Below are 25,763 nucleotides of genomic sequence, written 5' to 3'. Positions count from 1 at the left end.
AAAAACCTCCTTATAAAAATCAGTTATTTACTTTAACTGACAGGTTGAGAAGAGGTTAAAAATGCTTGCACTTCAGCGGGTGTACTTAATTGGAGTGCATGTTCTGCTGTCTGTTTTGCTTGGTTGATGGTAAGTTCTAAAATTCGATGCTTTATTCTAGGTAGTAGGGTAGGAGAAACACTAAATTCATCTAAACCTAGTCCAAGCAATATTTCTGTTGCTTGCAAATCACCTGCCATTTCACCGCACATTCCAGTCCAAATATTATTGCGATGAGATGCATCAATTACCATTTTGATCAAACGCAGAACAGCAGGATGAAAATGATCATACAGATCCGAAATATTTTCATTCATTCGGTCAACTGCCAGTGTATATTGCACCAAATCATTTGTACCGATGCTAAAGAAATCAACTTCTTTGGCTAACTCATCAGCGATCAAACAAGAACTAGGGATTTCAATCATAATACCAAGTTCAATATTTGGATCAAATGCAATTGATTTTGCGGTTAATTGCTCCTTTGTTTCATCTACTATTTTTTTGATTGCCCGGATCTGCTCCAAATGAGAAATCATCGGGAACATAATTCTTACTTTTCCATGGGCGCTAGCACGTAGAAGCGCACGAAGTTGCGTTTGAAATAGGGCTGGTCTGCTCAAAGAAATCCGGATCGCACGCCAGCCCAGAAATGGATTCATCTCTTTCGGTAAATCGAGGTACGGTAGGTGCTTGTCCCCCCCGATATCAAGCGTACGAATAATTACTGGACGATCACCCAGTTTTTTAACTACTTCTGCATATGCATTGTATTGTTCCTCTTCGGAAGGCAGGGAAGATCGATCCATAAAAAGGAACTCACTTCGAAATAAACCTATCCCTTCTCCTCCTTGTTCCAATACTTCTTCTGCATCCTGAGGTCCTTTAATATTTGCTACCAGTTCTACTCGAGTCCCATCTTTGGTTACAGCTTTTTTATCACGTAATAGAGACAGTTGTTGTTTCTCTTTTTCTTCTTCCACTTGTTTTTCTTGGTAAGTGGTGATAAGTTTTTCGTCGGGGTCTACAAAAATCTCTCCAGTAGATCCATCGATAATAACCGAGTCATCCGACTTAATTTCTTTCTCTAATCGTTCACCAACTCCCATAATCGCTGGAATTCCCAATGAACGAGCTAAAATGGCTGCATGTGATGTTTTTCCACCCTTTGCTACAATAATGCCAAGAACCCGTTCTCTTGGTAGAGTAACAGTTTCCGAAGGAGTCAAATCATCAGAAACCAAAATGAAAGTGCCTTCTGTATTTATCTGATTTTCTTCTTTTTTGCCAAGTAAGTTGGAGATTAATCTACTACCTATATCTTTAATATCTGTGGCCCTTTCACGCATATATTCATCTTCGATACTCTCAAATATTTGCACAAATTGATCAACAGCTAGTTGTACTGCAGAAGGTACATCAACAAGGTCGTTTTGAATGTGGTTATTAATTTCATCGATAAATGCAGGATCTTGTAATAAAACTAGATGAGCAGACATGATTTCTGCTTGTTCTTCACCGACAGTTTTTAATAATTGCTGATGAAGATCCATCAGCTGTTTTTCTGTTTTTGCTAATCCCATTTGCAGTTTTTGTTTTTCAGCTTCTATTTCTTCTTGTTTTATTGTTCTTTTTTCAGTAGGGATTGAAGTGTTTTTTAATATAAAAGCTTTGCTGATCGCAACACCAGGTGATACAGGAATTCCTTTCAACATAATAGATAACCTCTCATTTTCTAAATTTATAGTAAGAAATATCTTTTTTAGTGTATGGATAGAATTGATTGGTGTTTTAACCTATTTGCTACCTCTTTGGTGACAAAAACTAAAACATCCGAGTGCAGTTGCAGGATTGATGCAGGAATATTTGGATCAACCACACCTGTAAAAATAGCATCTATCGCTTCGGCTTTGGTTGCTTTGTGTGCCATTAATAAAATGGTTTTCGCACGCATAATATTCCCGATGCCCATTGTAATTGCTTGCCGGGGCACCTCATTCGTGTCATGAAAAAATCTCGCATTATCAGTAATGGTTCTCTCAGCTAAATCGGTGATATGTGTTGTTAACGTCATCCGTTTTGCAGGTTCGTTAAATCCAATATGACCATTGGAACCAATCCCGAGAATTTGCAAGTCGATTGGACCTGTTTCCTCTAACTGTTGTTCGTATTCAGCACAGACATCATCTGCGTGCTCAAATATCCCTTTTGGGAAATGGATGTTAGCTGGATTGATATTTACTTTTGAAAAAAGGTGTTCGTGCATAAAATGATAGTAACTTTGTGGATGCTCTTTGGTTAAACCAACATACTCATCTAGATTAAATGTAATTGCTTTTGAAAAATCAATCCGTTGACTTTCGTATAATTGAACCAGTTCTTGGTATAACCCTAACGGGGTACTACCTGTAGCTAGTCCAAGAATTGTGTCTGGTTTCTTATGGACTAAATCTGCAATATATTTTGCTGTTTGTCTGCTTAGTGTTTGATAATCTTCATAGACAACTAACTGTATCAATTGGAAGCACCCTCCTGGTATGCGAGTTGGCCTTGAATCATGGTGAGATGTACATCGAAATTTTCGGTAAGAACTGTTATATCTGCATCTTTTCCTATTTCTAAACTGCCCTTTTCTGCATCAATTCCGAGTTTTTTAGCAGGAGCAGTGGATGCCATGTAAACAGCGTCTACCAGTGGAATTCCAACAATTTGAACCAGATTTTGAATTGCTTTATTCAATGTTAGTGTACTTCCTGCTAACGTACCATCATCTAATCTGGCGATACAGCGATGTACATGAACCGTTTGCCCTCCTAATTCAAAAGTACCATCTCCCATTCCAACAGCACGCATTCCATCACTAATCAAGATTAATTTTTCTCGTGTTTTTTGATCATAAGCTATTTTTACAGCACTTGGATGTACATGAATCATATCTGCAATCACATCACAGGAAGTTTCATTATTTGTAAATGAACTTCCAACTACTCCTGGCTCTCTATGATGTAATCCACGCATCGCATTGTATAAGTGAGTGAAATGACTAGCACCTGCTTTTAGTCCTTTATTTGCTTCTTCTATCGTTGCATTCGTATGGCCGATAGAGCATATGACTTTGTTTTCTGTAAGGAGTTTAATTGCCTCTAATGCATATGGCATTTCCGGGGCCAGTGTAACAATACGTAACTGATCTTGTAATAGGTTTAATATCGGAAGTAAATTGGACTGAGTTGGACATAAAATGTCTTCCTCTTTTTGTGCACCTTTTTGTTTCGGACTGATAAATGGTCCTTCTAGGTGAACTCCAATTAATTGTGCGTAAGGTTCATCTCGTTTTTGATAAGCAGTGATATTTTCTAGTGCTGATAAAATTTTTGAAATTGACATTGTCATGGTAGTTGCTAAAAAACTAGTTACTCCGAAACTGCATAAACTCTTTGCTATCCCGCGCAGCGAGTTGATTTTGGCATCCATTACGTCTAAATTTGCATTTCCATGAACATGAATGTCAATCAATCCCGGAATAATGAGACTATCAGGATATGCGATATAGTTGCTGAAAGAGTCGTTTTCTCGGTAATCATGTTTACTGCCTACAAAGCTGATTTTTTTGTCTTCTACGACAACCAAGCCATCATCAATACAATGATGTCTCGTAATTACTTTTCCGTATAGTGCAGTTTTGGGCATTAAAAAACACCTACTTCAATGTAATCAAGAATAACTCATCACTACCCGCTTTTATCATACCTGTTTTTCCTATTATTTTTTCCTTTACGATGTCTCCATTTAGGATGACAATAGGTGAAATTATTTCGTAGCCTGCAGCTTTTAAACCATTGCGATCAAATGTAATCAACAGGTCTCCCTTTTTTATCTCTTTTCCTATTTGAACATGAGAAGCAAAACCATCACCATTTTGTTGAACCGTATCGATTCCGATATGGATTAAAATTTGAAGATGATTTGTACTCTCTACAATAATGGCATGATTCGTTTCAAAGAGATGGACTACTTTCCCGTCAAAAGGTGAAAAAACTTTACCCTCGCTCGGTATGATAGCGATTCCATCACCAGTCATTTTTTTTGAAAAAACAGGATCAGGAACTTGTTCCAAGTCCACTGCTTCACCAGAAACGGGAGCGAATACAATGGACTTTTTGGATGAAAACCATTTGGAAAACATTTATTTTTTGTCTCCTTTATGAAGTAATCGAGCAATATCGATACATAGCAATGTGATTTCATCCTTATTTGGAATTATCTCCAAACGTTTTTCAATTAACCAAAATAGTTTTTGCGAATATTCGAATGCAGTAGGCATAATTTCCTTTAATTTTGAAAGTAGTGAGGCGGGTATGAAATTCCCATTTTTTCCTCGTTCAATGGCAAATCGAAAATTTGTTACAAATTGGAGATAATCCGTGCTTGCTCTATTTACAGATAGATTCCCATTGTTATCTTTTTCAATCATCTCGGCAAATTCAGCTAATAAGCTGGCAAATGTCATTGTTCGATGAACAGGTATATCATTTAATGCTGAGTGGATATGCAGAGCAAGAAATCCAATTTCACCTTCCGGTATATCAAGCTGAAAGGTATCTGTTAACAGAGCAGCTGCTTGTTTTGCTAGTGCAAATTCCCGGTTATAAAGTGTCTTAATTTCGAATAAAAAAGGATTAATAATTTGCAAACCATTTCGGATGCGATAGAGAGCAAATTGAATATGGTCTGGTAGGGCTAAATGGACATATTCATTTATATTATTGGTAAGATCTTTGGAAATAAGCCCAATGATTTCTTCGGAGATCCCAAACACATCTTTATCCACTTGAGTCAGTAAATGACGGTACTGTTCCAGATATCGTTCATCTTCCATATAAAATTTTTTCTCTATCCTAGTATCAGTATAGAGCAAGATGGTCCCTTTTTTTTGCTGGAAACCAATGCCTTTTCCTAACAATATCGTTTCTTTATTGGTAGAAGGATCAATAACTAAAACCACATTGTTATTAAAAACATGCTCAATGGTATATCCATTTGGTTTAAACATCATCAACACCTTACTTTATTTTAGATAAAAAGATACACAGGAAAAAGCCAAAAAAGACCCTATTCTCATGATCTTTTTTGGCTTATGCCTGCATTACCAGTAACACGCCAATGAAAGCGTTTTAAATTTCTTATAAATAATATAAACTTTAAAATAGGATTTGTAAATTATTTTGTTCATGGCAATTTTTCCAATGACAAAGGTTACATATTCTAATGGAACATATTAATCTTTAAAAGAATTTGGTCCATGTGATCGACATTTCCTAATTTTCGCCCAATTATTTATAATGAAAATGAGTTTCTCCAGAAGACTTGACGGATATGTTATAGTATCGTACAGTTAATTAAGTTAAATATTAAATGTATCAATTTTTTATGATGCTACATATTATTAGGAAAGGAGTGGAAAAATGAAACAGGCAGAATTAGAAGAATATATTGAACGGCTTCAAGAAATTTTTCTATTGACAATGCGGCGGATTAGCAAAAAAACGACGGATTGTGAGCCTAAATTAACAGGCCCTCAATTTTATATAATGCAACTACTCTATAACGGCGGCAAAAGTACCGTTTCTGGATTGGCAGATGAAATGTCTGTGAAGCCAAGTGCGATCACGGCGATGATCGATAGACTTTTAAAACAAGGATATGTCTTGCGGGAACGTGATGAGCATGATCGTAGAGTTGTGTTTATACAAATTTCTGACGTAGGAAAAGAAATATTAGAAGAAGCACATCAAAAACGGAAAAAAATATTATTAAAATATCTCTCACATTTGGATCGATCAGAACTTGATTCATTACTTTCTATTTATGAAAAAATTTCCCGTGTAGACATCAAGGAGTGAACATGGTTTGAGCCAGAATACGGCAAGTTTCCCGGTTGTAGAAGGACGAAAAAAATCAGGAAACGGATTATTGATTACAGGACTTATTGTAGCGATGTTATTTGCTGCATTGGATAATACGATTGTCGGTACAGCAATGCCTAAAATTGTTGGGGAATTAGGCGGTTTAGATCTAATGACATGGTTGACAACTGCTTACATGTTAACATCTACTGCGATTGTACCGATAGCAGGAAAATTGGCTGATCTACTTGGAAGAAAGATCGTTTATTTAACAGGGATCTTTATTTTTATGGTAGGATCAGCGCTATGCGGTATTGCTTCAACGATGGATCAGTTGATCTATTACCGGGCATTACAAGGACTCGGCGGCGGAATTATGATGCCAATGGCAATGATTATTATTGGAGATATTTTTACTGGTGCACAAAGAGCAAAGTGGCAAGGAGTATTCGGGGGTATCTTTGCTTTGGCTTCGGTAGTTGGTCCGCAAATTGGCGGTTGGATTGTTGACTCCCTGAACTGGAGCTGGGTTTTCTATATCAATCTACCTGTAGGTGTATTAGCATTTATTTTTATTGCTATGGGACTTAAAGGTCATAAATCAACTGGTCCGGTTAAGTTTGATTTACTTGGTATGTTTACAATGATAGTCGGAGTAGTGAGTTTGCTTCTAGCGTTGACTTTTGGTGGAAAAGAATATGCTTGGGGTTCTTGGCAGATTCTGGCCTTATTTGCCGTTTCTTTAGTAAGTCTTGCAGCTTTTGTATTTGTAGAGAATCGTGCAGAAGAGCCAATTTTACCTATGTATTTATTTAAAAACAAAACATTCACCTTGTTAAATGGTATTGGATTTCTTATGTCGCTGGGGATGTTTGGTGCGATTATGTTCGTTCCCTTGTTCATGCAAGGAATTGTTGGTATCAGCGCTTCTGAATCAGGGACAATTATGACACCAATGATGTTTGCTATGATCCTTACAAGCATACTTTCTGGTCAACTGGTTCGTAGAGTAGGAATTCGTATTCAAATGCTTGTTGGTATGGCAGTGATGTCTTTTGGTTTCTACTTGTTATCTACGATGACGATGGAGACAACCAAGATTCAGGCGATGACAGATATGGTTATTTTAGGACTTGGTATGGGACTTGTCATGCCATTATTGACACTTGCTTTACAAGAGGCATTTTCTAAGGCAGAACTAGGTGTGGTGACTTCTTCCAGCCAGTTTTTTCGCCAAATTGGTGGAACTTTTGGAATGACTATTCTTGGAGCTGTAATGAATCATAAATCGTCTACTTTGCTTTCCGATCAATTGCTTCCAACTTTAGATAAGCTTCCTCCTCAAGCGCATGAAATGGTTGCTAAAATGAAGGATTTGGTCGTACACAATCCACAGGGATTATATTCAATGTTACTAAGTCCTGAGACGATGAATAAAATTCCTCCTGTTATGCAACAAATATTTGTTCCGGTTCTCAAAGGAACTTTAGTGGATTCCTTACATTTGGTATTTATCGTTGGCCTGATATTCGTTTTAGTTGGACTAATATTTACGCCATTTCTCAAAAATGTGAAGGTTTCTGGGAAGGAAGAGGAGCCAAACTCGGAAGATCAAAAAGCTTCTTAATAGAATTACTCCCCTATAAGCGGGGAGTTTTTTTATGGATAGTTCTTCTGTTTCTATGGAAAACTGTTGAATATAGTTAATAGATATAGGAGAACGAAAATGTTAGAAAAAATAGCGACAGTTGCAATCTATGTAGATAATCAAGAAGCAGCGGAAGATTTTTGGATAAATCAAGTTGGATTTGTCAGGAAAGAAAAGAAACAGATGGGGCCAAATGCTTACTGGCTAGAAGTAGCTCCAGAGCATGCTGAATCTCATTTAGTCATTTATCCGAAAACGATGATAAAAAATGCAACGGAACATCAAGCATCAATCGTTTTTTACAGCAAAGATGTCTATCGAGATTATCGAAAGATGAAAGACAAAGGAGTATCTTTTACTGGAGAACCTCAAAAAATGCAGTGGGGGACATTTGTACAGTTTCAAGATAATGAAGGAAACGATTATCTGTTAAAAAGCTGAGGGATAAAGCCTTCAGCTTTTGTTTATTGAATGAGAAATAAATAGGCAATATATTCCTAAATTTCGGATAAAATGTTGCTATTTCAAAGTATTTGTCATAATATTAGAATAGCTCCGAAAGGAGGGGTGGAGTATGGATCCCAAAAAAGCATTGGAAGGGTTCCGAGTCGAGTCCATTGTGCAAAAGGCGTTGCCGGCTCCAAAACAAAAATATAAACAAAGCAATATCATTTTAATTATTTTCTGTGCTACAATGCTTGGATTATCCACAGGAATTGGAAGTGCTTTTGCTTTCAGTACAAGTGAGTTACACCCAAATCAATCACCATTGGATGAACCAACAGCGAAAGCACATGTAGAACAAAAAGTACCAGAGGTTGAGTCGAATTCCCATACTGCTGAATTGGCTCCGCTCAAACCGCCGATTGATGCTCCAACAGAAGATCCATCTATTGACGAACCAGAGGTTAAATCTGATATGAAGTCAAAAGAAACAGAATCAGCTGGTAGTAAGAACAATGCGAGTAAGCAGAAGGAAGAAGTTTCATCGAAAAAAGAAGAGCAAAAAACAGATAAATCGGAAAAAGCAACATCCTCGCCAAAATCGGAGGCGAAATCTTCTAGTCAAACAGCAACAGATAAAACACAAGATAAGCATAAGTCTGAAACATCTTCGATTTCTTCATCAAAAACTACTCAGAAGGAAGAGCAATCATCTCCCTTATCGAAATTAAAACCATCTGTACCTGTGACAAAGGACAGTAGTAAATCAGCAATTGTTTCAAAAAATGCCGATGATACAAATCAAGAGCCTGCAGTACAAAATAATCCCAAGAGTGTTCTTTCAAATGAGGTGGCACTCGCTTCTGGAGAAACACCTGATCCAAAAACAAAGCCAGGAACATTACCTCAAACTGCTGGTAATGAATTGAATCATGCTCTAGCTTGTCTGGTAGTGGTATGCTTTAGTGTTGCATATCTGTTAGCCAGAAAAGAAACTCATCCTGAATCTTAGGATGGGTTTTTTTGTTTGGATCATACTAAAGAAACAAAAGAAAGGTGGGTTTAGACATGAACGATGAACCAGAAATCCAAGAAGAAGCAAAAAAGAAAAATGTTATACAGGCAATCCAGCAATTAGGTCAGACCAATGTCCCACAAATGGAATCAAATATTTTTTGTTTGCCGATTATTGGGCAGATCGAAGGGCATCTGGTAATGCCACCACAAAACAAAACAACTAAATACGAGCATGTTATTCCTCAGATTGTCGCTGCAGAACAAAACCCAAAGATAGAAGGAGTCGTTCTTATCTTAAATACCGTTGGTGGTGATGTAGAAGCAGGCTTGGCAATCTCTGAAATGATTGCAACGATGAGTAAACCGACTGTTTCCATTGTACTTGGAGGTGGACACAGTATTGGTGCACCAATTGCTGTTTCATCTGATGTTTCTTTTATCGCTGAAACAGCAACAATGACCATACATCCGATTCGTTTAACAGGTTTGGTGATCGGTGTTCCCCAGACATTTGAGTATTTGGAAAAAATGCAAGATCGAGTGATCCGCTTTATCTCCAGTCACTCTAAAGTAACAGATGCTAAGTTGCGTGAGTTGATGTTTCGTACAGGTGATCTTGCTAGGGATATTGGAACAAATGTGGTTGGTAAAGATGCTGTGGAGATAGGTCTGATTGATCGTGTTGGGGGAATTTCTGATGCTTTGCAAGAGTTGTCTCGAATGATTAAGGAAAAAAAGGAGGCGAGCACCGATGACTCATTGGACACTTCTTCCTGAGGAATTAATATATAGTGAAATGTTAAACCAAAATGATACCAAGACCTTTCATGAAACAATCTATGATGGAGTTCCTTTATTAGTAGAGGAAGCTGGAAAGGGGATAAAAGTAGTACGTTTACTAAGCCCTGATCTAAATCATTTTCTTGATCCGCGTTTTCAACCGGGAAATGTCTTGTATTTTTAATAAACATGCAACGATAAATATTTCTATATATGCCAAATACATCCATAAAAATACCAAAAAAACTCACTTGACATGCTTATCCATGTTATAATGCTGGTGATAGGTTACAGGGAGTTGGATGAAATGGCGAAAAAAGCAACAAAACCAATAAGCGCACCAAAAACGGAAAAATTTAAAAGGGAATTACTATATGAGATTTATGGAATAACGATTTTAGCCCTTTCTATCATAGACATGGCTAGTTTGGGGGCAATTGGCAGAAACTTGACTTATTTGTCTCGGTTTTTTGTTGGTTCTTATGATTTTCTAGTTCCGCTCATTGGAGTGGGATTAGGTTTTTTTGTGATGCTAAAAAGAAGATGGCCTAATGAATGGTCTCCTCGAATGACCGGAATTATTCTAGTGCTGCTCTCTCTTTTGGCTTTTTCGCATTACTTCACCTTTCAAATATTAATAGCAAAAGGGTTTCAAGGATCCATATTAGATAAAACTTGGCAGTTGTTATTGTCTGAACGAGATTCTCGTCTACCGCTTGATGTGGGAGGCGGAATGATTGGTGCAGTAGTATTTGCCCTGTTCTACTTTCTTTTTGAAAGCATTGGTACTGTAGTAGCTCTTTGTGCATTGTTTTTATGCGGATTTTTATTAATAACTGGTTTTTCCTATGTGAAGTTTTTCCATCAGTTTAGCCATTTCTGGGAGAACAAAAAGAAGATCTGGAAAACCAAACTTGCTTCTTATGTATCTTCTTATCAACAAAAAGAGAAACAAGTGAGCAAGAGAAATCGCAAAACAACAATTGGTAATGTAACAAAAGATCCAATCATAGAAGAACATGAAAATGTAAAACCAACCATATTTGATTTTGAAGAAGTTCCACTGAAAAAAGTTAGTAAGAAAGAGAATGTGCAACTTACGCTGGAAGTGGAGAAAAGACCAGAAGAAAAAAAATCGGATGAAAAAATAGTCACTGTTAAAGATGAAGAAAATATAGAAGTTCCATTTGAAGTACAGACCTCCAATGAGAACTATTTATTGCCTCCCATTTCAATTTTAGCAGAACAAAAGAAAACACCGATTGCTGATAAACAAGATTTAAACAACAATGCAGATAAATTAGTCGATACATTAGAAAGCTTTGGTGTATCAGCTCGTGTTATACATATTCATCGAGGTCCAGCAGTTACTCGCTATGAGATTCAGCCCCAAGTAGGAGTAAAGGTGAGCAGAATCGTTAATTTGGCAGATGATTTAGCTCTAGTCCTTGCAGCAAAGGATATACGGATTGAAGCACCGATACCTGGTAAATCAGCAATCGGAATCGAGGTTCCTAATTCAGAAGTGGCTATGGTGGGCCTCCGAGATATTATTGAGAGCAGCGACTATCAAGACTCAGTCTCAAAGTTAACTATTTCTTTGGGAAGAGATATATCTGGTGATCCACAAGTGGCAGTTCTTTCAAAAATGCCACATTTATTAGTAGCCGGTGCTACTGGTTCCGGAAAAAGTGTATGTATCAACGGGATCATTGTAAGTTTGTTATATAAAGCCAAACCGGACGAAGTAAAATTGATGATGATCGATCCAAAGATGGTAGAACTCAATATATATAATGGTATTCCTCATTTGTTAGCTCCGGTGGTAACGGATCCGCGAAGAGCGGCAATTGCACTAAAAAAAGTGGTAAAAGAGATGGAAAAACGCTATGAATTGTTCGCAAATATAGGAGCAAGAGATATTGAACGATATAATACATTGATTTCTGGGGAAGAAGGCAAGCAAAAACTGCCGTATATCGTTGTAATTGTTGATGAATTAGCAGATTTGATGATGGTTGCTCCAGCAGATGTAGAAGATGCCATCTGCCGCTTGGCTCAGATGGCAAGAGCAGCAGGGATACACCTCATTATTGCAACACAACGACCTTCAGTCGATGTTATCACAGGAGTCATCAAAGCCAATATTCCTTCGCGAATTGCATTTGCAGTATCTGCTCAAACTGATTCCAGAACTATTTTAGATATGGGTGGAGCAGAGAAACTACTAGGAAGAGGGGATATGCTTTATTTACCTGTTGGTGCTTCTAAACCCGTTCGACTTCAAGGGACGTATTTATCAGATGAGGAAGTGGAGGAAGTAGTTTCATTTGTGAAACAACAGCAAGAGGCGAAGTATGTTCAAGAAATGATACCAACAGCAGTGGAAGGAAACCAAGTAGACAGCCCAGAAGACGAATTATATTTACAAGCTGTTCAGTTGGTAGTCGAAGCAAAAACTGCCTCGGTATCTTTATTGCAGCGTAGGCTAAGGATTGGTTATTCTCGTGCGGCAAGATTGATTGATAGTATGGAACAAAATGGTATCGTTGGGCCTTATGAAGGAAGTAAACCAAGAGAAGTTAGATTATCCGTGGAAGAATGGAAACAACAACAAAATACAAATAATCCCACCTCGGAGCAAGTGAATGAATCAATTTGAAAAGACAGCTTTTTTATAGAGCATGTCTTTTTTTATGAAAAGCAAGATCTTTTCATAGGAAATATTATTTCGACACATACTATTTGCTGAATTCAATAGTTCATCTGAAGCGTTATGGTGAACAATGTCGATTGAGCGTTTTCAGATATTTAGAAACCTACGGAGGAAAATAAGGCTTTGTTGGGGAAACAATTGGAGTATAGGAAAAGATACAGATTTACATAGCGAAAATCTGCGAAAAAATTGTCAGTACTTCACGAAACAAAACATAATAGAGTACTACAAACTGGGCTTTATTAACGGTAAGATAAAGAAGATACCCATATCTTTTTAATAATAATAACCATGAGAATAAAAAGAATAATGTGGTTGAAGAGGGTTATCTGGATTGTTTAGTAAGAATTAGAAAAAGAGGTGTATAAATGTCTTTTGCAACTTTTCAAACAGAAAACTTAGGGAGTATTCGCCTCCATATTTGCCCTAGTGATAAGTTTAAAACTACGACTTTCTCTGCTTTTTTAACCAATCCATTGCAGCGGGATACAGTGACAAAAAATGCATTACTACCAAATGTATTAGGTAGAGCAACAAAAAACTATCCTACGACAGTGGCCCTTCGTCAGAAATTGAATCAACTTTATGGAGCAGGGTCTTTTGGTGATGTCTTTAAGCGAGGAGACAGACAGGTTTTTCAATTTGGAATGGATTTAGCAAATGAAACATATTTACAAGATGCATCTTCGCTTTTAAAAGAAGGTGTCCAGTTATTTTGTGAGATGATTTTAAATCCTTTCGCTGAGAATGGGCAGTTTCATAAACCATTTGTGGAAGCAGAAAAGAAAAATTTAAAACAAAAAATAGACAGTTTACCTGATGATAAAATCCGCTATGCAGCAGAACGGTGTGTGCAAACCATGTGTGATGGAGAAGCTTATTCTCTATATAACTATGGAATAGCTGATGATATATCTTCTATTGATGCAAAATCCCTATATGAGTATTATCAACAAGTACTGGATCAAGCCCCGATCGATCTATATTGTGTTGGTGATGTGGATCCAAATGAAGTAAAGACTTTGTTCAATAAATACTTTGATAGCAAATTGCAAAGTGCAGCAAGAGCAGAGGTGCCATTTGCTGAAATCTCGCATCATGTGGATCAAATAAAAATGGCTGTGGATCGTCTAGATGTTAATCAAGGAAAATTAAACATGGGATGTCGTACCCAAATTTCTCTTCGAGATGATAAATATCCCGCACTATTAATGTATAACGGGATATTAGGTGGATTTGCACATTCTAAATTATTCATGAATGTCCGTGAGAAAGAAAGCCTTGCTTATTACTGCTCTTCTGCGATTGAAAGTCACAAGGGTCTGCTCTTTATCCAAAGCGGAATTGAGGAACAAAACTTGGATCGGGCTATTGAAATTATCAAACAGCAGTTAAATGCAATGCGTAACGGCGAAATTACTGATCGAGAATTAGAACAGACAAAAGCCACACTTTCCAATCAGTTTCGAGAAGGACAAGATCGAGCTTTTGAATTAATTGGATTTCATTTTCAGTCTGTTTTAAGTGGAAGACCGAGATCGTTGGATGATTTGCTACAGAAAGTAAATGCCATTACAAAGGATGATATCCAAGAAGTGGCACAGTTAGTTGAACTGGACACGATTTATTGTTTGCGTGGATTAGAGGGGGAGAAACAATGAAAAAATTAGATCATCCTCAATTAAAAGAAACACTTTACTATGACAAATTGGCAAATGGATTAGAAGTGTACTTGCTCCCGAAACCTGGATTTCAAAAAACTTATGCTACTTTTACAACCAAATATGGTTCAATTGATAATACATTTCAAAGAGAAGGTCAAGAAAAACATGCTGTACCTGATGGCATTGCTCATTTCTTGGAACATAAAATGTTTGAACAGGAATCAGGTGAAGATGTGTTTCAACAGTTTGCAAAACAAGGTGCAGCAGCAAACGCATTTACAAGTTTTACACGTACTGCATACTTATTTTCGTGCACAGAGAATACAACAGAAAATTTGCTGACTTTATTAGATTTTGTTCAAGCGCCTTATTTTACAGATCAAAATGTAGAGAAGGAAAAAGGTATTATTGGGCAAGAAATAAAAATGTATGATGATAATCCTGACTGGCGGTCTTATTTTGGTCTGATTGAAGCTTTTTATAAAAATCACCCAGTCAAAATTGATATTGCAGGTACAGTTGAGTCCATTAGTAAAATTACAAAGGAAACGTTATACGATTGTTATCATACTTTTTATCATCCCAGTAATATGTTGCTCTTCGTGGTTGGCGCGATAGAAGCAGAAGAGACTATGAAATTGATTCACGCTAACCAAGCAGAGAAAAAGTTTGCTGCACCTGCTAAAATTAATCGTTTTTACCCGGAAGAATCTAATACAGTGGCAGAAGCCAAAAAAGTGATGAAGTTAAGTGTTCAGACTCCAAAATGTTTGATGGGTTATAAAGAAAAAAATACCGAAGTAAACCGAGTTGGAACGGATCGTTTAAAACAGGAATTAGCAACCCAAATTTGTTTGGATGCAATATTCAGTACATCCTCTGATTTTTACCAATCACTGTATGACGATGGAATTATTGATGAAACATTTGGATTCGATTATTCGTTGGAGCCTGGTTATGGATTTACCATGTTTGGGGGAGATACACATCAACCAGAGGAATTGATTAATAGAGTTCAACAAGAGGTTCCACGTCGTATAGCAAATGGTGGAATCACGCAAGAAGAATTTGATCGTATTCAAAAAAAGAGGATAGGTGCGAGTCTGCGGTCACTTAATTCTTTAGAATGGATCGCTAATCAATTTACGAGTTATCGTTTTCAAGAAGCAGATTTGTTTGATATTATTCCTACTTTAGAAAAATTAACTTTGGAAGACGTGAATGAAAGACTACAGACTCATTTTCAACCAGAACAATTTGCAGTCTCATTGGTTATGCCAAAATAATGGATCTGTCTTCGAAAAAAGTAGCCTGGGTTACTGGTGCTAGTGGCGGTATAGGTTCTGCAATTGCGTTGGAGTTAGCTAGAACAGGCTTAGATATCGTTGTTTGTTACCAGTTTAACAAAGAAAAAGCAGATCATGTAGCACAGGCTTGTAAAGAAATGGGAGTAGATGCTGTTCCTTTTGCTTTAGATGTGTCCAAAGAAGAAGAAGTAGCCCAAGTTTATCAAGCTATTCATTTTTCTTTAGGAAAACCATCTATTTTAATACACGCTGCGGGTCATACAGAAGTTGGTTTGTTCCAAGATGCAGATATGGAGCAATATAATCGTTTGATGAATGTTCATGTCAAAGGGGCATTTCTGCTTGCACGAGCAGTTCTTCCTTATCAAATCGAACAAAAGTGGGGAAGAATCATATTTTTGTCTTCAATATGGGGATCAGTTGGCGGGGCAACCGAAGTATTATATTCGACAGCAAAATCAGCACTTCATGGAATGGCAAAAGCTTTAGCAAAAGAAGTCGCATTATCTGGAATAACGGTAAATGTTGTTGCGCCTGGAGCAGTTGATACAGAGCTATTGAACAATCAATTGACACTAGAGGAAAAACAGCAGCTGGCTGATGATATACCAATCGGAAGGCTTGGAACCCCACAAGAAATTGCTTCGATGGTAAGTCATTTATGTGAAGAAAAATCATCCTATGTCACCGGGCAAGTGATACATGTAAATGGTGCATGGTATTAATATGTGTTTCCATTTCTTTTGAAAATATAGTAAACTTGTGATACACCAATCATCCTGTTATTAGGAGGTTTCATGATCCGCATGAGCACCATGGAGAAGATCGGCGGATCGATTCGTATCGCCGCGCTTGATGGCGGAACAGATCTCCTGTTCTCCCTGGTTAAGGGCTTCGCCGCTCTGGCAGAGGATTGGGCAGAGACACCGCAGCAGCTGCTTTCGGAGGACGAGTCATACTCGATCACTCCGGTTCACTATCACGTATGTGAGGCAGCCCGGTTGTGTCGCTTCTACGACGAGTCGGAGGCAGGAGGGAAGGACTGGCAGCAGTTCATCCCCGCATTCGAGAAAATCCTCGAATGTCTGCCTCCCGCGCCGGGAGCATAGCTGTGTTGGAGTACTACTGTCCCGATCGTATCGGTTGACAGTAGTTACTCCCCGAAAAATCAATTGTTTTAAATATAGGTTTTGTATGCATAATTTCCTTTTAATGTGGTGATATTACTTTTAGAATGTTACTCACATTAGGAGGAAGATGTCATGACAGTTTTGCACAACTTTGATGAATGGAAACAGTTTTTACAAGCTCGTGTAGAGCAAGCTTCTAATCTTGGAATGGATCAATCAACCATCCATGATTTGGCATATGAAATTGGCGATTACTTAGCAAAAGATGTTGATCCGAAAAACGAACAAGAGCGTTTATTAAAAGAATTGTGGGATGTTGCTGACGAAAATCAACAACGTGTAATGGCTGAATTAATGGTGAAATTAGTCGATCATAAATAAGCAAAACGTCTGGCATTCTAGAAAAGGATGTCAGACGTTTTCTTTTAGCAATTGTAAGGAATTGGACTACACAATATTATCATAAATCGGTAAACTTATGATAATACGGGGAATTCCCTTACTTATTATTTGGTTTTCTTCGTTGACGCTAGAGTTTTATAGGGCTGATCTCTTTCGAGAGTTCAGAACATGTGCTATACTTATGTTTATAGCTCATGAAGCCTGTCATTCCTTTGAGAGGTGGTATCATGGCAAGTCAAGAATGGTACATGGAGTACCAAATACATAAAAATAGACCAGGTTTATTAGGTGATGTTGCCTCTATTTTAGGGATGCTTGCTATCAATATTATCACGATTAATGGTGTTGAAAATCGTCGACGTGGATTACTGCTGGAAACGAGTAACCACGATAAGATCGAATCACTTCGTCATATATTGTTACAAGTCGAAGACATTACACTAACAGCACTTCGACCGCCTAAGTTAGTCGATCGAATTGCGATTCGACATGGTAGATACTTAGAGCGTTCGTCTGAAGATATGCGTACTTACTTCTTCACTAGAGAAGAGTTAGGTATATTGGTTGATTTTATGGCAGAGCTATTTCAAAGAAAAGGGCATCAACTAATAGGAATTAGGGGAATGCCTCGGATTGGAAAAACGGAATCAATTGTCGCCTCAAGCGTTTGTGCTAATAAAAGATGGATTTTTTTATCCTCTACTTTGTTAAAACAAACAATGCGAAATCGACTGACAAGAGATGAATTTTCGGAGGAAAGGGTTTTCATCATTGATGGTGTCATGTCTACTCGCAGAGGCGATGAGGAGCATCAGATGTTATTACGTGAAATTATGAGCTTAAACGCAACCAAAGTAATTGAACATCCCGATGTTTTTGTCCAACAAACAGAGTATTCGCTGGATGATTTTGATTACATTATCGAATTGAAACAAGATTCATCAGAAACCATTACGCTCGACGAGCTGGATCAGGATTTCTAAGGGGGATAATGCACTTGGCTGGCGTGGGTAAGTATTTGAAACAAGCGCGTGAAAAAAAGAACTATTCGCTTGAAGATATGGCAGACCTCACGAACATTGAGAAAAAATATTTGCAAGCATTGGAAACAGAAGAGTATAATCTTCTACCCAGTAAGTTTTATGCACGCGTATTTATGAAAACATATGCGAAATATCTTCATCTCAATATAAATTCTATGATGCAACTTTTCGACGCCGCGCAAACACAAACGCAGTCACCCGCGCCAATAAGACCAAAGACAGAAGCAGTAGAATTACCTAAGCGGTCACCAGCGCAAAGAAAGAAGATTTCTTCTCTCTGGTTTATTGTAGCTATTATCCTGATAATGGGTATGGTTTACATGTTGTTTCAGTAGAGGGAGGATGAAAATTTTGGAAGACTTGGGATACCATTTGCGATCAGCACGTGAACAGTTAGGTATTTCCATTGAGGAATTGTCTGAAGCTACAAGAATAGAACTAAGATACTTAAAGGCGATGGAACGTGGGGAATTTGGTGACCTGCCGGGTCCTGTTTATGTTCGATCATATCTTCGCAAATACTCAATTTATGTAAATCTCGATCCCAGAAAAATAAATAAAATTTATCAAGAAAAAAACCAAATTCAAACAGAGCGATTGTCACGAACAACAAGGGTTCAGCGAGAACAGGAGCTTCAAAATTCTGGAGCTACAACTACTCTTTCTAGAAGTCAAAAGAAGGATTTTGGACGCACTTCGGAAAAGATGGTAACCATGTCACGTGCAACTGTTAAAAAACAATCGCAAAATAAAAAGTCGAGAAAGAAGAAAAATGACAAAGATTCAGGGTTTGCAAAGTTTTATAATGTAATGTTAATAGTAGGTTTTCTGTTGCTGTTAATTGCTTCTGGCATTGTTTTCTACCTTCATGCGACTACTTCAAAGGTTGCAGAAATATCTGACAAGGTGAAACCTTTGACAGTCTCAGAAACTAGTGTTATGCTCAGATAAAATTTATGACAATTTCATGTCGGTTGTACGTGTGTTTCGATTTTCATCGGTACAACCTTTCAGGAGGTGGCTGGGGTGTCTGTCGAAATCGGTAACTTTCTTCGACAAGCCCGAGAGTCGGTAGGACTGTCCCTCGACGAAGTACAAGAGAAAACAAGAATTCAAAAATCATTTCTAGAAGCGATTGAAAAGGGCGATTTTGATAAATTACCTAGTCCGTTTTATGTGCGTACCTATCTGCGCTCTTACGCGAATTGCGTAAAAGTAGAGCCGCATTATATTTTACGTGAATATCGGAAAAAGGAACAAGCAGAGCGATATCAGACAGGTCAATTTGATGCAACTCAATTGACCGAGCAATTGAATAAATTGAGTCAAACAGGTATGCATAAATTTGGATTTACAGGAGCAATGCCTGTTACATCCCAAAACACAAAACCATCGGTTGCGGCAAATCGTACAACGGCGAAGACAGCATTAACGATTGCTAATCCTGTATCAAATACAGGCAAACTTCCGACGATGCAGAGAAGAGAGGAATTGGAGAAGACATTAAAACCACAAGTTCTTTCCAATAGCTCCAGTAAAGCGAAACCAGAACGCAAATTCCCTTCTCTGATACCATCGCAAGCACTCACAACCCGTGATTCGTCTAATACGGCCAAAGAAAAGAGATTTGCGACTAATGAAAATCCAGTAGTAAAAACAACAAACACAGAACAACGCGAACAATCTATTACCAAATCACAAACGTCAAAACTAAAAAAACAAGTAACAGGACCGCAATCGACGGTGAGTAGCTCAGCACAATTTGTTCCGTCTAGGTTGAATAAAAATTCAGAATCGCCTACATTGTCACGTACATTGGCGATGAAAAAGCAAACGCAGCCAGAGCAAACTGTGAATCAAATCACAAAACCTAATCTGGAAGAAACGAAGCCGAATCAAGTGAATCAAGAAACTGGATCATTATCTCGGTCAACACGTTTCCGCAATTCACAGACATTGCCTACAATGACGAACAAGTTTTCCAAAGTACAATCAGAATCAGAAGAACCGAGACGGATGGAAAATGAGAAGAGCGAGACTTCATTACAATCAAGAACTTCTCGTTCACGAACTACCGAAGGTTTTAAAGAAGTATCAGGATCACAAGAATCGAGCGTCTCATCATTAAGCAGAAGTTCCATGCGAAATCGACCTACTAAAAAGGCATCTGGATTTTTTAGTAGTCGTGTGATGATCGCTTGTATAGTTGCAGTACTCTTACTTGGGGGAGTAACAGTGTATCTCATGTCAGGTGATGATACAAAGGAAAGTCAAGATAAAAATACAAAAGAAGTTGTTTCCACTCAGACTCAATCAGAACAAAAACAACAACCAGTCTCTCCTTCGCAACAAACGCAAAATACAGCCACTAGCGAAGGTAGTCTTGTGAAAGAATCTGCTGGTCTATATACTCTGACTGGTACAAATACTGCAAAAGTAGTGTTAAATCCGTCAGGAACTTCATGGGTTCAAATTCGTACGGGACAAGCACCTACGACTGATCCTAAAAAGTATATAAAAGATGTTACTTTAACTAGTAAGGATGCGTCATTAAAATATAATCATACATTTGACAGTGTTCCAGACCTTTATATTGTTTTAGGTTCACCTGATAATATAAAAGTTACTGTTAATGGTACGCCTGTTGCATCAAGCAGAGTAATACACATTGTGAAAAAATAAGAGCAATGGCCCTCTTTTGGGCTGTTCTTTTTTATATACAGATAGGGGAGAGACTTGGTGAATCAGCTGAAAGAAGTACGTGAAATGTCTTTTCTCAATTTAAAAGATATTTCTGATCATTTATCGATACCAGTACCATATTTACAAGCATTGGAGAACGAAAATTTCCATTTATTAAAAATGAATGAACAGAAAGTAAAAGAGTATATTTTTGCATATGCAGATTTCCTAGAAATTGATCCTAATCCGATTATTGAGTGTTATTTTCATTCAAAAACAACAGAGCAGAGTGCATTTGCTCCTAGAGGAAGCCGAAAGCAATCTTTACCTAATCGAACCAATCGAACGAAAAAATCATCGAATACATTTTTGTACATGTATCGATACTATTTCATTGGAGGCATAGCAATTGTACTGATAGTAGGATTTGTATTGTTTTTCGTCTTGAATGAAAAACCAAGCCAAGCTGACATAAATCCACAATCGCAAAAAGCAATCGTGCCTACTCCTGTAGTAAACACACAAAGACCGATATTTGCACTTCAAAAAGCCTCGTCTCCAACTGAAAACTCTCAGACTTGGTATATTTCTCAAGCTGAAAGCCTTCATCTTCAAATACAATCGTTAAGTAATGTGACATTTCGAGTTCGAGAAGATAATAAGAAAGGAAATATTTTAGCTAGTAAAGAATTATCAAAGAGCGAATCTTTTGATCTGAGCGGAAAAAAGTGGCTGTTTGTATATCTTGATAATCCGAGTAATGCAGTATTAAAAGTAAATGATGTTATTATTGATACAGAAACTCAAAAAAGTGGAACAGCATATGAATTTAAAATTGTAACAAATTAATATTTTGCATATCGAGATTTTGACATCACTCTCTGCTGTAGTTTATACTTACGAAAGGATTTGCTTTCTCGATTTTTAGTTCTTACATTTTGATTGGAAATAGTGGATAATAGTGATGAAGACTGAGAATGTTTCTTAAATAAAAAATGTGCGCGTTATGTTCGTACAATAAACCCATGGCATCGGGATAACGGCTTATCTTCATCTCCCTTCCCAGCCAAGAGAAGTAGACCAGGGAGGTAGTTGTTGGTGAACTTGGCCAATAAAATAACATTAGTACGTATTTTTCTTGTGCCTGTAGTGATGATTTTTTTACTGATTCGCTTTGATTTTGGGATTGTGCGACTTGGTGTGGTAACACTTAGAGTTAGTGAGTTGATTGCTACATTTGTTTTTATTATTGCCGCGGTAACAGATGGTTTGGATGGCTACATAGCAAGAAAAAACAAAACTGTTACGAATCTAGGGAAATTTTTAGATCCGCTTGCCGACAAATTACTCATAACCGCTGCTCTTATCTCTCTTGTAGACATGCAGCGGCTCCCAGCATGGATTGCAATTGTCATTATAAGCCGTGAGTTTGCCGTGACGGGACTACGTTTGATTGCTGTAGCAGAAGGGCATATCATTGCAGCGAGTACACTTGGCAAAATAAAAACCATCGTACAAATCGTAGCGATTGTATCACTTATGTTGAATAATTTCCCGTTTTCTAACTTTTCTTTCCCCTTTTCCATCATCGCTACTTGGTTAGCTGTCATTATCACCATTTTATCAGGACTCGACTATTTTTATAAGAATAGGAAAATTGTCTCCCTAACTAAAAATGGATAAGGAGTTGCTTCATGCAAGCAGAAGTAATTACAGTTGGATCAGAACTCATGCTAGGTTTTACACTAAACACTCATTCTCATTATATTTCACGTGCATGTGTTCCTCTTGGAATTGATATTGCATATCATACTTCCGTTGGAGATGAAGCAGACCGATTAGCAGAAATGTTACAGATAGCGCATCACAGGTCTCAATTGGTTTTCTTATGTGGTGGTTTGGGACCTACGCTTGATGATTTAACAAAAGAGACGTTAGCTGATGTGCTTGGTGAGACGCTTGTTGAAGATGAAAACTGGCGTCAACATTTAGAAAAATTTTTTAGCAATCGAAATTCTTCTATTCCTTTAAGTAACTATAAACAAGCATTGGTTTTTCCCTCTGGAACTGTTTTCCCCAATGAAAAAGGTACTGCTCCAGGTTTGTCCGTAACCAAAGATGGAGTTACGTATATTTTATTACCTGGTCCTCCCGGTGAACTTAGACCAATGTTTGACTCGCAAATCCTACCATTTTTAAAAAAACTATTACCAAAGGAAGAGATCATCTATTCACATCCGATGTCATTTTTTGGAATAGGCGAATCTGCTTTGGAAGAAAAAATCAAAGATTTGATTACTGATAATGACAATCCTATTATAGCAACATATGCACTAGAAATAGGTGTTACACTGCGTATAACTGCTCATGCACAGACAGAAGAAACAGCAAGAAGTTTGATTGAACCCATTCGTTTGGATATACTTTCCAGAATCGGGGATTACTGTTACAGCGAACGAAATGAATCACTGGAAGAAGTGGTCATTCAACGTTTACTCGATGCCAAAAAGTGTATTTCTACTGCAGAGAGTTGTACTGGTGGCTTACTTGTGCATTTGTTGACTACTGTGTCTGGAGCAAGTGGTGCTGTTAAAGGAGCAATTGTTTCTTACACCAACGAGATAAAAGATCATATTGTTGGTGTTTCCGATGAAGTGCTAAGAGAACATGGTGCAGTGAGTAAGGAAACCGCAAAGCAGTTAGCTGAAAAAACAAACAAACAATTTCAAACTGATTTTGCTATTAGTGTAACAGGTGTCGCTGGTCCTGATCCTTCTGAAGGAAAACCAGTAGGTCTTGTTTACATCGGTTTAGCTCAAGCGGGGGATTCGACAACTGTATTTCAGCTCTCTTTAAAAGGTGATAGAAAACGAATTCAACAATCAGCAGCAAAACATGCATTGTTCTTCTTATTTGAGCGATTAAAGAAAGGTGAAACTACGATATGAAACGTTTTGAGGATTTTGATTTAAGTAGTGACATTATGAAGGGGATTCAAGATATTGGTTATGAAGAACCATCCCCTATTCAAGCGGAGTGTATTCCTGCTGTTATACGTGGCGAAGATGTAATTGGTCAAGCGCAAACTGGGACAGGGAAGACTGCTGCTTTTGGCATCCCTGTTTTAGAACGAATTGATCCATCAGACAACCGTGTGCAAAGTATTATTCTAACTCCTACTCGTGAGCTAGCTATTCAGGTTTCTGAAGAATTAAGACGGATCGGTAGACCAAAAAGAGTGAAAACATTGCCTATATATGGTGGGCAATCTATTATTAGACAAATTAAGGCATTACAGCAAGGTGTACATGTGGTTATTGGGACTCCGGGACGTTTATTGGATCATTTACGGAGAAGAACCCTGAAAACCGATGGGGTAGAAGTGATTGTATTAGATGAAGCGGATGAAATGTTAGATATGGGCTTTATTGAGGATATTGAAACCGTTTTGCGCTTTCTACCTGGTCAGCGTCAACTTTTACTATTTTCTGCAACTATGCCACCAGCAATTCGACAGTTATCCCATAAATATATGAGAAAACCGAAGTATATCACCATTAATAGAGGTGAAGTTACGGTTCCTATGATTCAACAAGTATATTATCGTGTATTAGAAAATATGAAAGTTGAAGCACTGTGCAGAATATTAGATAGTGAAGAGATTGAATTGGCAATCGTTTTCTGTCGTACTAAAAAAGGTGTGGATGATCTAACAGAAGCACTGCAAGTGCGCGGCTATTTAGCTGGTGGGCTCCATGGTGACCTTCAACAACAACAACGTGATCGTGTGATGGGACAGTTCCGTCAAGGCGAGATAGAGCTGCTTGTTGCAACGGATGTAGCTGCACGCGGTATTGATGTTGGTAGTGTAACACACGTTATCAACTATGATATTCCACAAGATGTGGAGAGCTATGTACATCGTATCGGTCGTACTGGACGTGCAGGACGTGCTGGAATTGCCTTGACATTGATCACTCCTCGGGAAATGAAGCAACTGCGATTGATTGAGCAGGAAACAGGTGCAAAACTTGTATCCCGTGAGCTGCCAACATTGGAAGAAGTAGCAGCAAAGCAACAGCAAAGCTGGATTTCACAAATCGAAGAGACAATCCGTTCAGAAGCGGATCTTTCCTTGTTTGAAGATATGATTGAACAACTATCCGGCAGGTTCTCTCCAGAGAAGGTAGCGGCAGCTTCCCTTTATCTCACTTTTTTTGAACGTTTTAACAAAGCAAGTGATGCATCGTACAATTTTGGTGAAACAGGAGCTTCACCAGGCATGGTTCGTTTCTTTATCAATGTAGGGCGCAATAGCAATCTTCGTCCACAGGAATTGGCAAAAGCGATCGCAGACCATGCTGGCATTGGACTGCGTCAAGTTGGACGCATCAACATTTATGATCGTTTCTCCTTTGTAGAAGTTCAAGAAGAAATCGCTCCATTTGTTTATGAAGCATTGCAGCAATCACGTATCAATGGAATGCGGGTAAATATGGAACCTGCAAGACCAAGAACCAGTGCACCAAGACCAACTACAAGAGATTCACGAGATTCTAGAGATAATTACAATCGAAATCGCAGACCGGAAGTAAATGCAAGAGGCTAACTTCCCAATAAAACACATCTACATGTTTAGATGTGTTTTATTTATTCGCAATATGCTACGAAATAAGTAACTTGTCCGTTTATGATCAAGGAGTCGTTATGAGTAGCCACCTGAGCTTCGTCCCACTGTGGATTTTCCCGTTTCGAAGGCTCTGACGCTTCTCGAACGTCATACCAAAGCTGTCATGTCGATCACCGAACTGGGTGACGTGCCGGGAATTCAGCCGGCTTTTCGAGAGGTGGTGAGGGTTTACGGTGCTGGTATATCATTTCATGCCTATAAATGACACCGTCTGCTAATCGAAATAGTTGAGGCTGCGGGCAGTTCTTGACTGGTTTCATTCCAAGCGCTGACACTACAGCGAGATTAGTTTGTA

At 38.1% G+C, this 25,763-nt stretch carries 25 protein-coding genes; 20 read left to right on the top strand and 5 right to left on the bottom strand.

Annotated features, from left to right (window positions below):
* Nucleotides 1-32: 32 nt before the first annotated feature.
* From ptsP to AC5WOC_RS03950, 5 genes are read right to left on the bottom strand one after another with little or no spacing between them, the layout of a single operon-like run.
* Nucleotides 33-1,754: a phosphoenolpyruvate--protein phosphotransferase gene (gene ptsP, locus AC5WOC_RS03970; protein ID WP_496054071.1), complete on the bottom strand. Its 1,722-nt coding sequence runs from the start codon at nt 1,752-1,754 to the stop codon at nt 33-35.
* A 47-nt stretch (nt 1,755-1,801) separates the two neighbouring features.
* Nucleotides 1,802-2,557 carry a glucosamine-6-phosphate deaminase gene (gene nagB, locus AC5WOC_RS03965; protein WP_496054070.1) on the bottom strand — a complete coding sequence of 252 codons (756 nt, stop codon included), beginning with the start codon at nt 2,555-2,557 and terminating at the stop codon, nt 1,802-1,804.
* Entirely contained in the window at nt 2,554-3,729 is a 1,176-nt protein-coding gene (gene nagA, locus AC5WOC_RS03960) for an N-acetylglucosamine-6-phosphate deacetylase (protein ID WP_496054069.1), read from the bottom strand. The genes nagB and nagA overlap by 4 nt, the downstream gene beginning before the upstream one ends.
* Before the next feature lie 10 nt (nt 3,730-3,739).
* On the bottom strand, nt 3,740-4,225 hold the full coding sequence (locus AC5WOC_RS03955; RefSeq protein WP_496054068.1) for a PTS sugar transporter subunit IIA: 486 nt from the start codon (nt 4,223-4,225) through the stop codon (nt 3,740-3,742).
* Nucleotides 4,226-5,092 carry a PRD domain-containing protein gene (locus AC5WOC_RS03950; protein ID WP_496054067.1) on the bottom strand — a complete coding sequence of 289 codons (867 nt, stop codon included), beginning with the start codon at nt 5,090-5,092 and terminating at the stop codon, nt 4,226-4,228.
* A gap of 412 nt (nt 5,093-5,504) precedes the next feature.
* Here AC5WOC_RS03950 and AC5WOC_RS03945 point away from each other — a divergent pair, with 412 nt between their 5' ends.
* The 20 genes from AC5WOC_RS03945 (at nt 5,505) to AC5WOC_RS03850 (ending at nt 25,387) form a co-directional block, all read left to right on the top strand.
* Nucleotides 5,505-5,942 carry a MarR family winged helix-turn-helix transcriptional regulator gene (locus AC5WOC_RS03945; protein WP_496054066.1) on the top strand — a complete coding sequence of 146 codons (438 nt, stop codon included), beginning with the start codon at nt 5,505-5,507 and terminating at the stop codon, nt 5,940-5,942.
* 7 nt (nt 5,943-5,949) lie between these two features.
* Complete coding sequence (locus AC5WOC_RS03940) at nt 5,950-7,572, top strand: MDR family MFS transporter (protein ID WP_496054065.1); 1,623 nt, start codon at nt 5,950-5,952, stop codon at nt 7,570-7,572.
* Nucleotides 7,573-7,671: 99 nt separating this feature from the next.
* Entirely contained in the window at nt 7,672-8,034 is a 363-nt protein-coding gene (locus AC5WOC_RS03935) for a VOC family protein (protein WP_496054064.1), read from the top strand.
* 133 nt (nt 8,035-8,167) lie between these two features.
* Nucleotides 8,168-9,049 carry a hypothetical protein gene (locus AC5WOC_RS03930; protein WP_496054063.1) on the top strand — a complete coding sequence of 294 codons (882 nt, stop codon included), beginning with the start codon at nt 8,168-8,170 and terminating at the stop codon, nt 9,047-9,049.
* A 56-nt stretch (nt 9,050-9,105) separates the two neighbouring features.
* The gene (locus AC5WOC_RS03925) at nt 9,106-9,831 is read left to right on the top strand and encodes a ClpP family protease (RefSeq protein ID WP_496054062.1); all 726 of its coding nucleotides are present in this window, start codon (nt 9,106-9,108) and stop codon (nt 9,829-9,831) included.
* A complete protein-coding gene (locus tag AC5WOC_RS03920) occupies nt 9,806-10,018 on the top strand; it encodes a YlzJ-like family protein (protein WP_496054061.1) in 213 nt (70 codons plus the stop codon). The genes AC5WOC_RS03925 and AC5WOC_RS03920 overlap by 26 nt, the downstream gene beginning before the upstream one ends.
* A 123-nt stretch (nt 10,019-10,141) precedes the next feature.
* Entirely contained in the window at nt 10,142-12,496 is a 2,355-nt protein-coding gene (locus AC5WOC_RS03915) for an FtsK/SpoIIIE family DNA translocase (protein ID WP_496054060.1), read from the top strand.
* A 422-nt stretch (nt 12,497-12,918) separates the two neighbouring features.
* Nucleotides 12,919-14,211 carry an EF-P 5-aminopentanol modification-associated protein YfmF gene (gene yfmF, locus AC5WOC_RS03910; protein WP_496054059.1) on the top strand — a complete coding sequence of 431 codons (1,293 nt, stop codon included), beginning with the start codon at nt 12,919-12,921 and terminating at the stop codon, nt 14,209-14,211.
* Nucleotides 14,208-15,500 (top strand): EF-P 5-aminopentanol modification-associated protein YfmH, encoded by a 1,293-nt coding sequence (gene yfmH, locus AC5WOC_RS03905; RefSeq protein ID WP_496054058.1) that lies wholly within the window; start codon nt 14,208-14,210, stop codon nt 15,498-15,500. Before yfmF ends, yfmH begins: the two co-directional genes overlap by 4 nt.
* On the top strand, nt 15,500-16,246 hold the full coding sequence (gene ymfI, locus AC5WOC_RS03900; RefSeq protein WP_496054057.1) for an elongation factor P 5-aminopentanone reductase: 747 nt from the start codon (nt 15,500-15,502) through the stop codon (nt 16,244-16,246). The genes yfmH and ymfI overlap by 1 nt, the downstream gene beginning before the upstream one ends.
* A gap of 72 nt (nt 16,247-16,318) precedes the next feature.
* Nucleotides 16,319-16,630, top strand: coding sequence for a hypothetical protein (locus tag AC5WOC_RS03895; RefSeq protein WP_496054056.1), 312 nt, complete (start codon nt 16,319-16,321; stop codon nt 16,628-16,630).
* Between the two features lie 153 nt (nt 16,631-16,783).
* Nucleotides 16,784-17,032, top strand: coding sequence for a DUF3243 domain-containing protein (locus tag AC5WOC_RS03890; protein ID WP_496054055.1), 249 nt, complete (start codon nt 16,784-16,786; stop codon nt 17,030-17,032).
* A gap of 248 nt (nt 17,033-17,280) precedes the next feature.
* The gene (locus AC5WOC_RS03885; protein ID WP_496054054.1) at nt 17,281-18,036 is read left to right on the top strand and encodes a DUF3388 domain-containing protein; all 756 of its coding nucleotides are present in this window, start codon (nt 17,281-17,283) and stop codon (nt 18,034-18,036) included.
* 23 nt (nt 18,037-18,059) lie between these two features.
* Complete coding sequence (locus AC5WOC_RS03880) at nt 18,060-18,431, top strand: helix-turn-helix domain-containing protein (protein WP_496054166.1); 372 nt, start codon at nt 18,060-18,062, stop codon at nt 18,429-18,431.
* Nucleotides 18,432-18,447: 16 nt separating this feature from the next.
* Entirely contained in the window at nt 18,448-19,047 is a 600-nt protein-coding gene (locus AC5WOC_RS03875) for a helix-turn-helix domain-containing protein (protein WP_496054053.1), read from the top strand.
* A gap of 75 nt (nt 19,048-19,122) precedes the next feature.
* A complete protein-coding gene (locus AC5WOC_RS03870) occupies nt 19,123-20,778 on the top strand; it encodes a helix-turn-helix domain-containing protein (RefSeq protein WP_496054052.1) in 1,656 nt (551 codons plus the stop codon).
* A 57-nt stretch (nt 20,779-20,835) separates the two neighbouring features.
* A complete protein-coding gene (locus tag AC5WOC_RS03865; protein ID WP_496054051.1) occupies nt 20,836-21,627 on the top strand; it encodes a helix-turn-helix domain-containing protein in 792 nt (263 codons plus the stop codon).
* Between the two features lie 249 nt (nt 21,628-21,876).
* A complete protein-coding gene (gene pgsA, locus AC5WOC_RS03860; protein ID WP_496054050.1) occupies nt 21,877-22,461 on the top strand; it encodes a CDP-diacylglycerol--glycerol-3-phosphate 3-phosphatidyltransferase in 585 nt (194 codons plus the stop codon).
* Nucleotides 22,462-22,472: 11 nt separating this feature from the next.
* Nucleotides 22,473-23,726 carry a competence/damage-inducible protein A gene (locus AC5WOC_RS03855; RefSeq protein ID WP_496054049.1) on the top strand — a complete coding sequence of 418 codons (1,254 nt, stop codon included), beginning with the start codon at nt 22,473-22,475 and terminating at the stop codon, nt 23,724-23,726.
* The gene (locus AC5WOC_RS03850) at nt 23,723-25,387 is read left to right on the top strand and encodes a DEAD/DEAH box helicase (protein ID WP_496054048.1); all 1,665 of its coding nucleotides are present in this window, start codon (nt 23,723-23,725) and stop codon (nt 25,385-25,387) included. Before AC5WOC_RS03855 ends, AC5WOC_RS03850 begins: the two co-directional genes overlap by 4 nt.
* Nucleotides 25,388-25,763 lie beyond the last annotated feature (376 nt).

Source organism: Shimazuella sp. NTD247, assembly GCF_059510415.1.
This window is presented reverse-complemented; position numbering and strand designations above follow the sequence as displayed.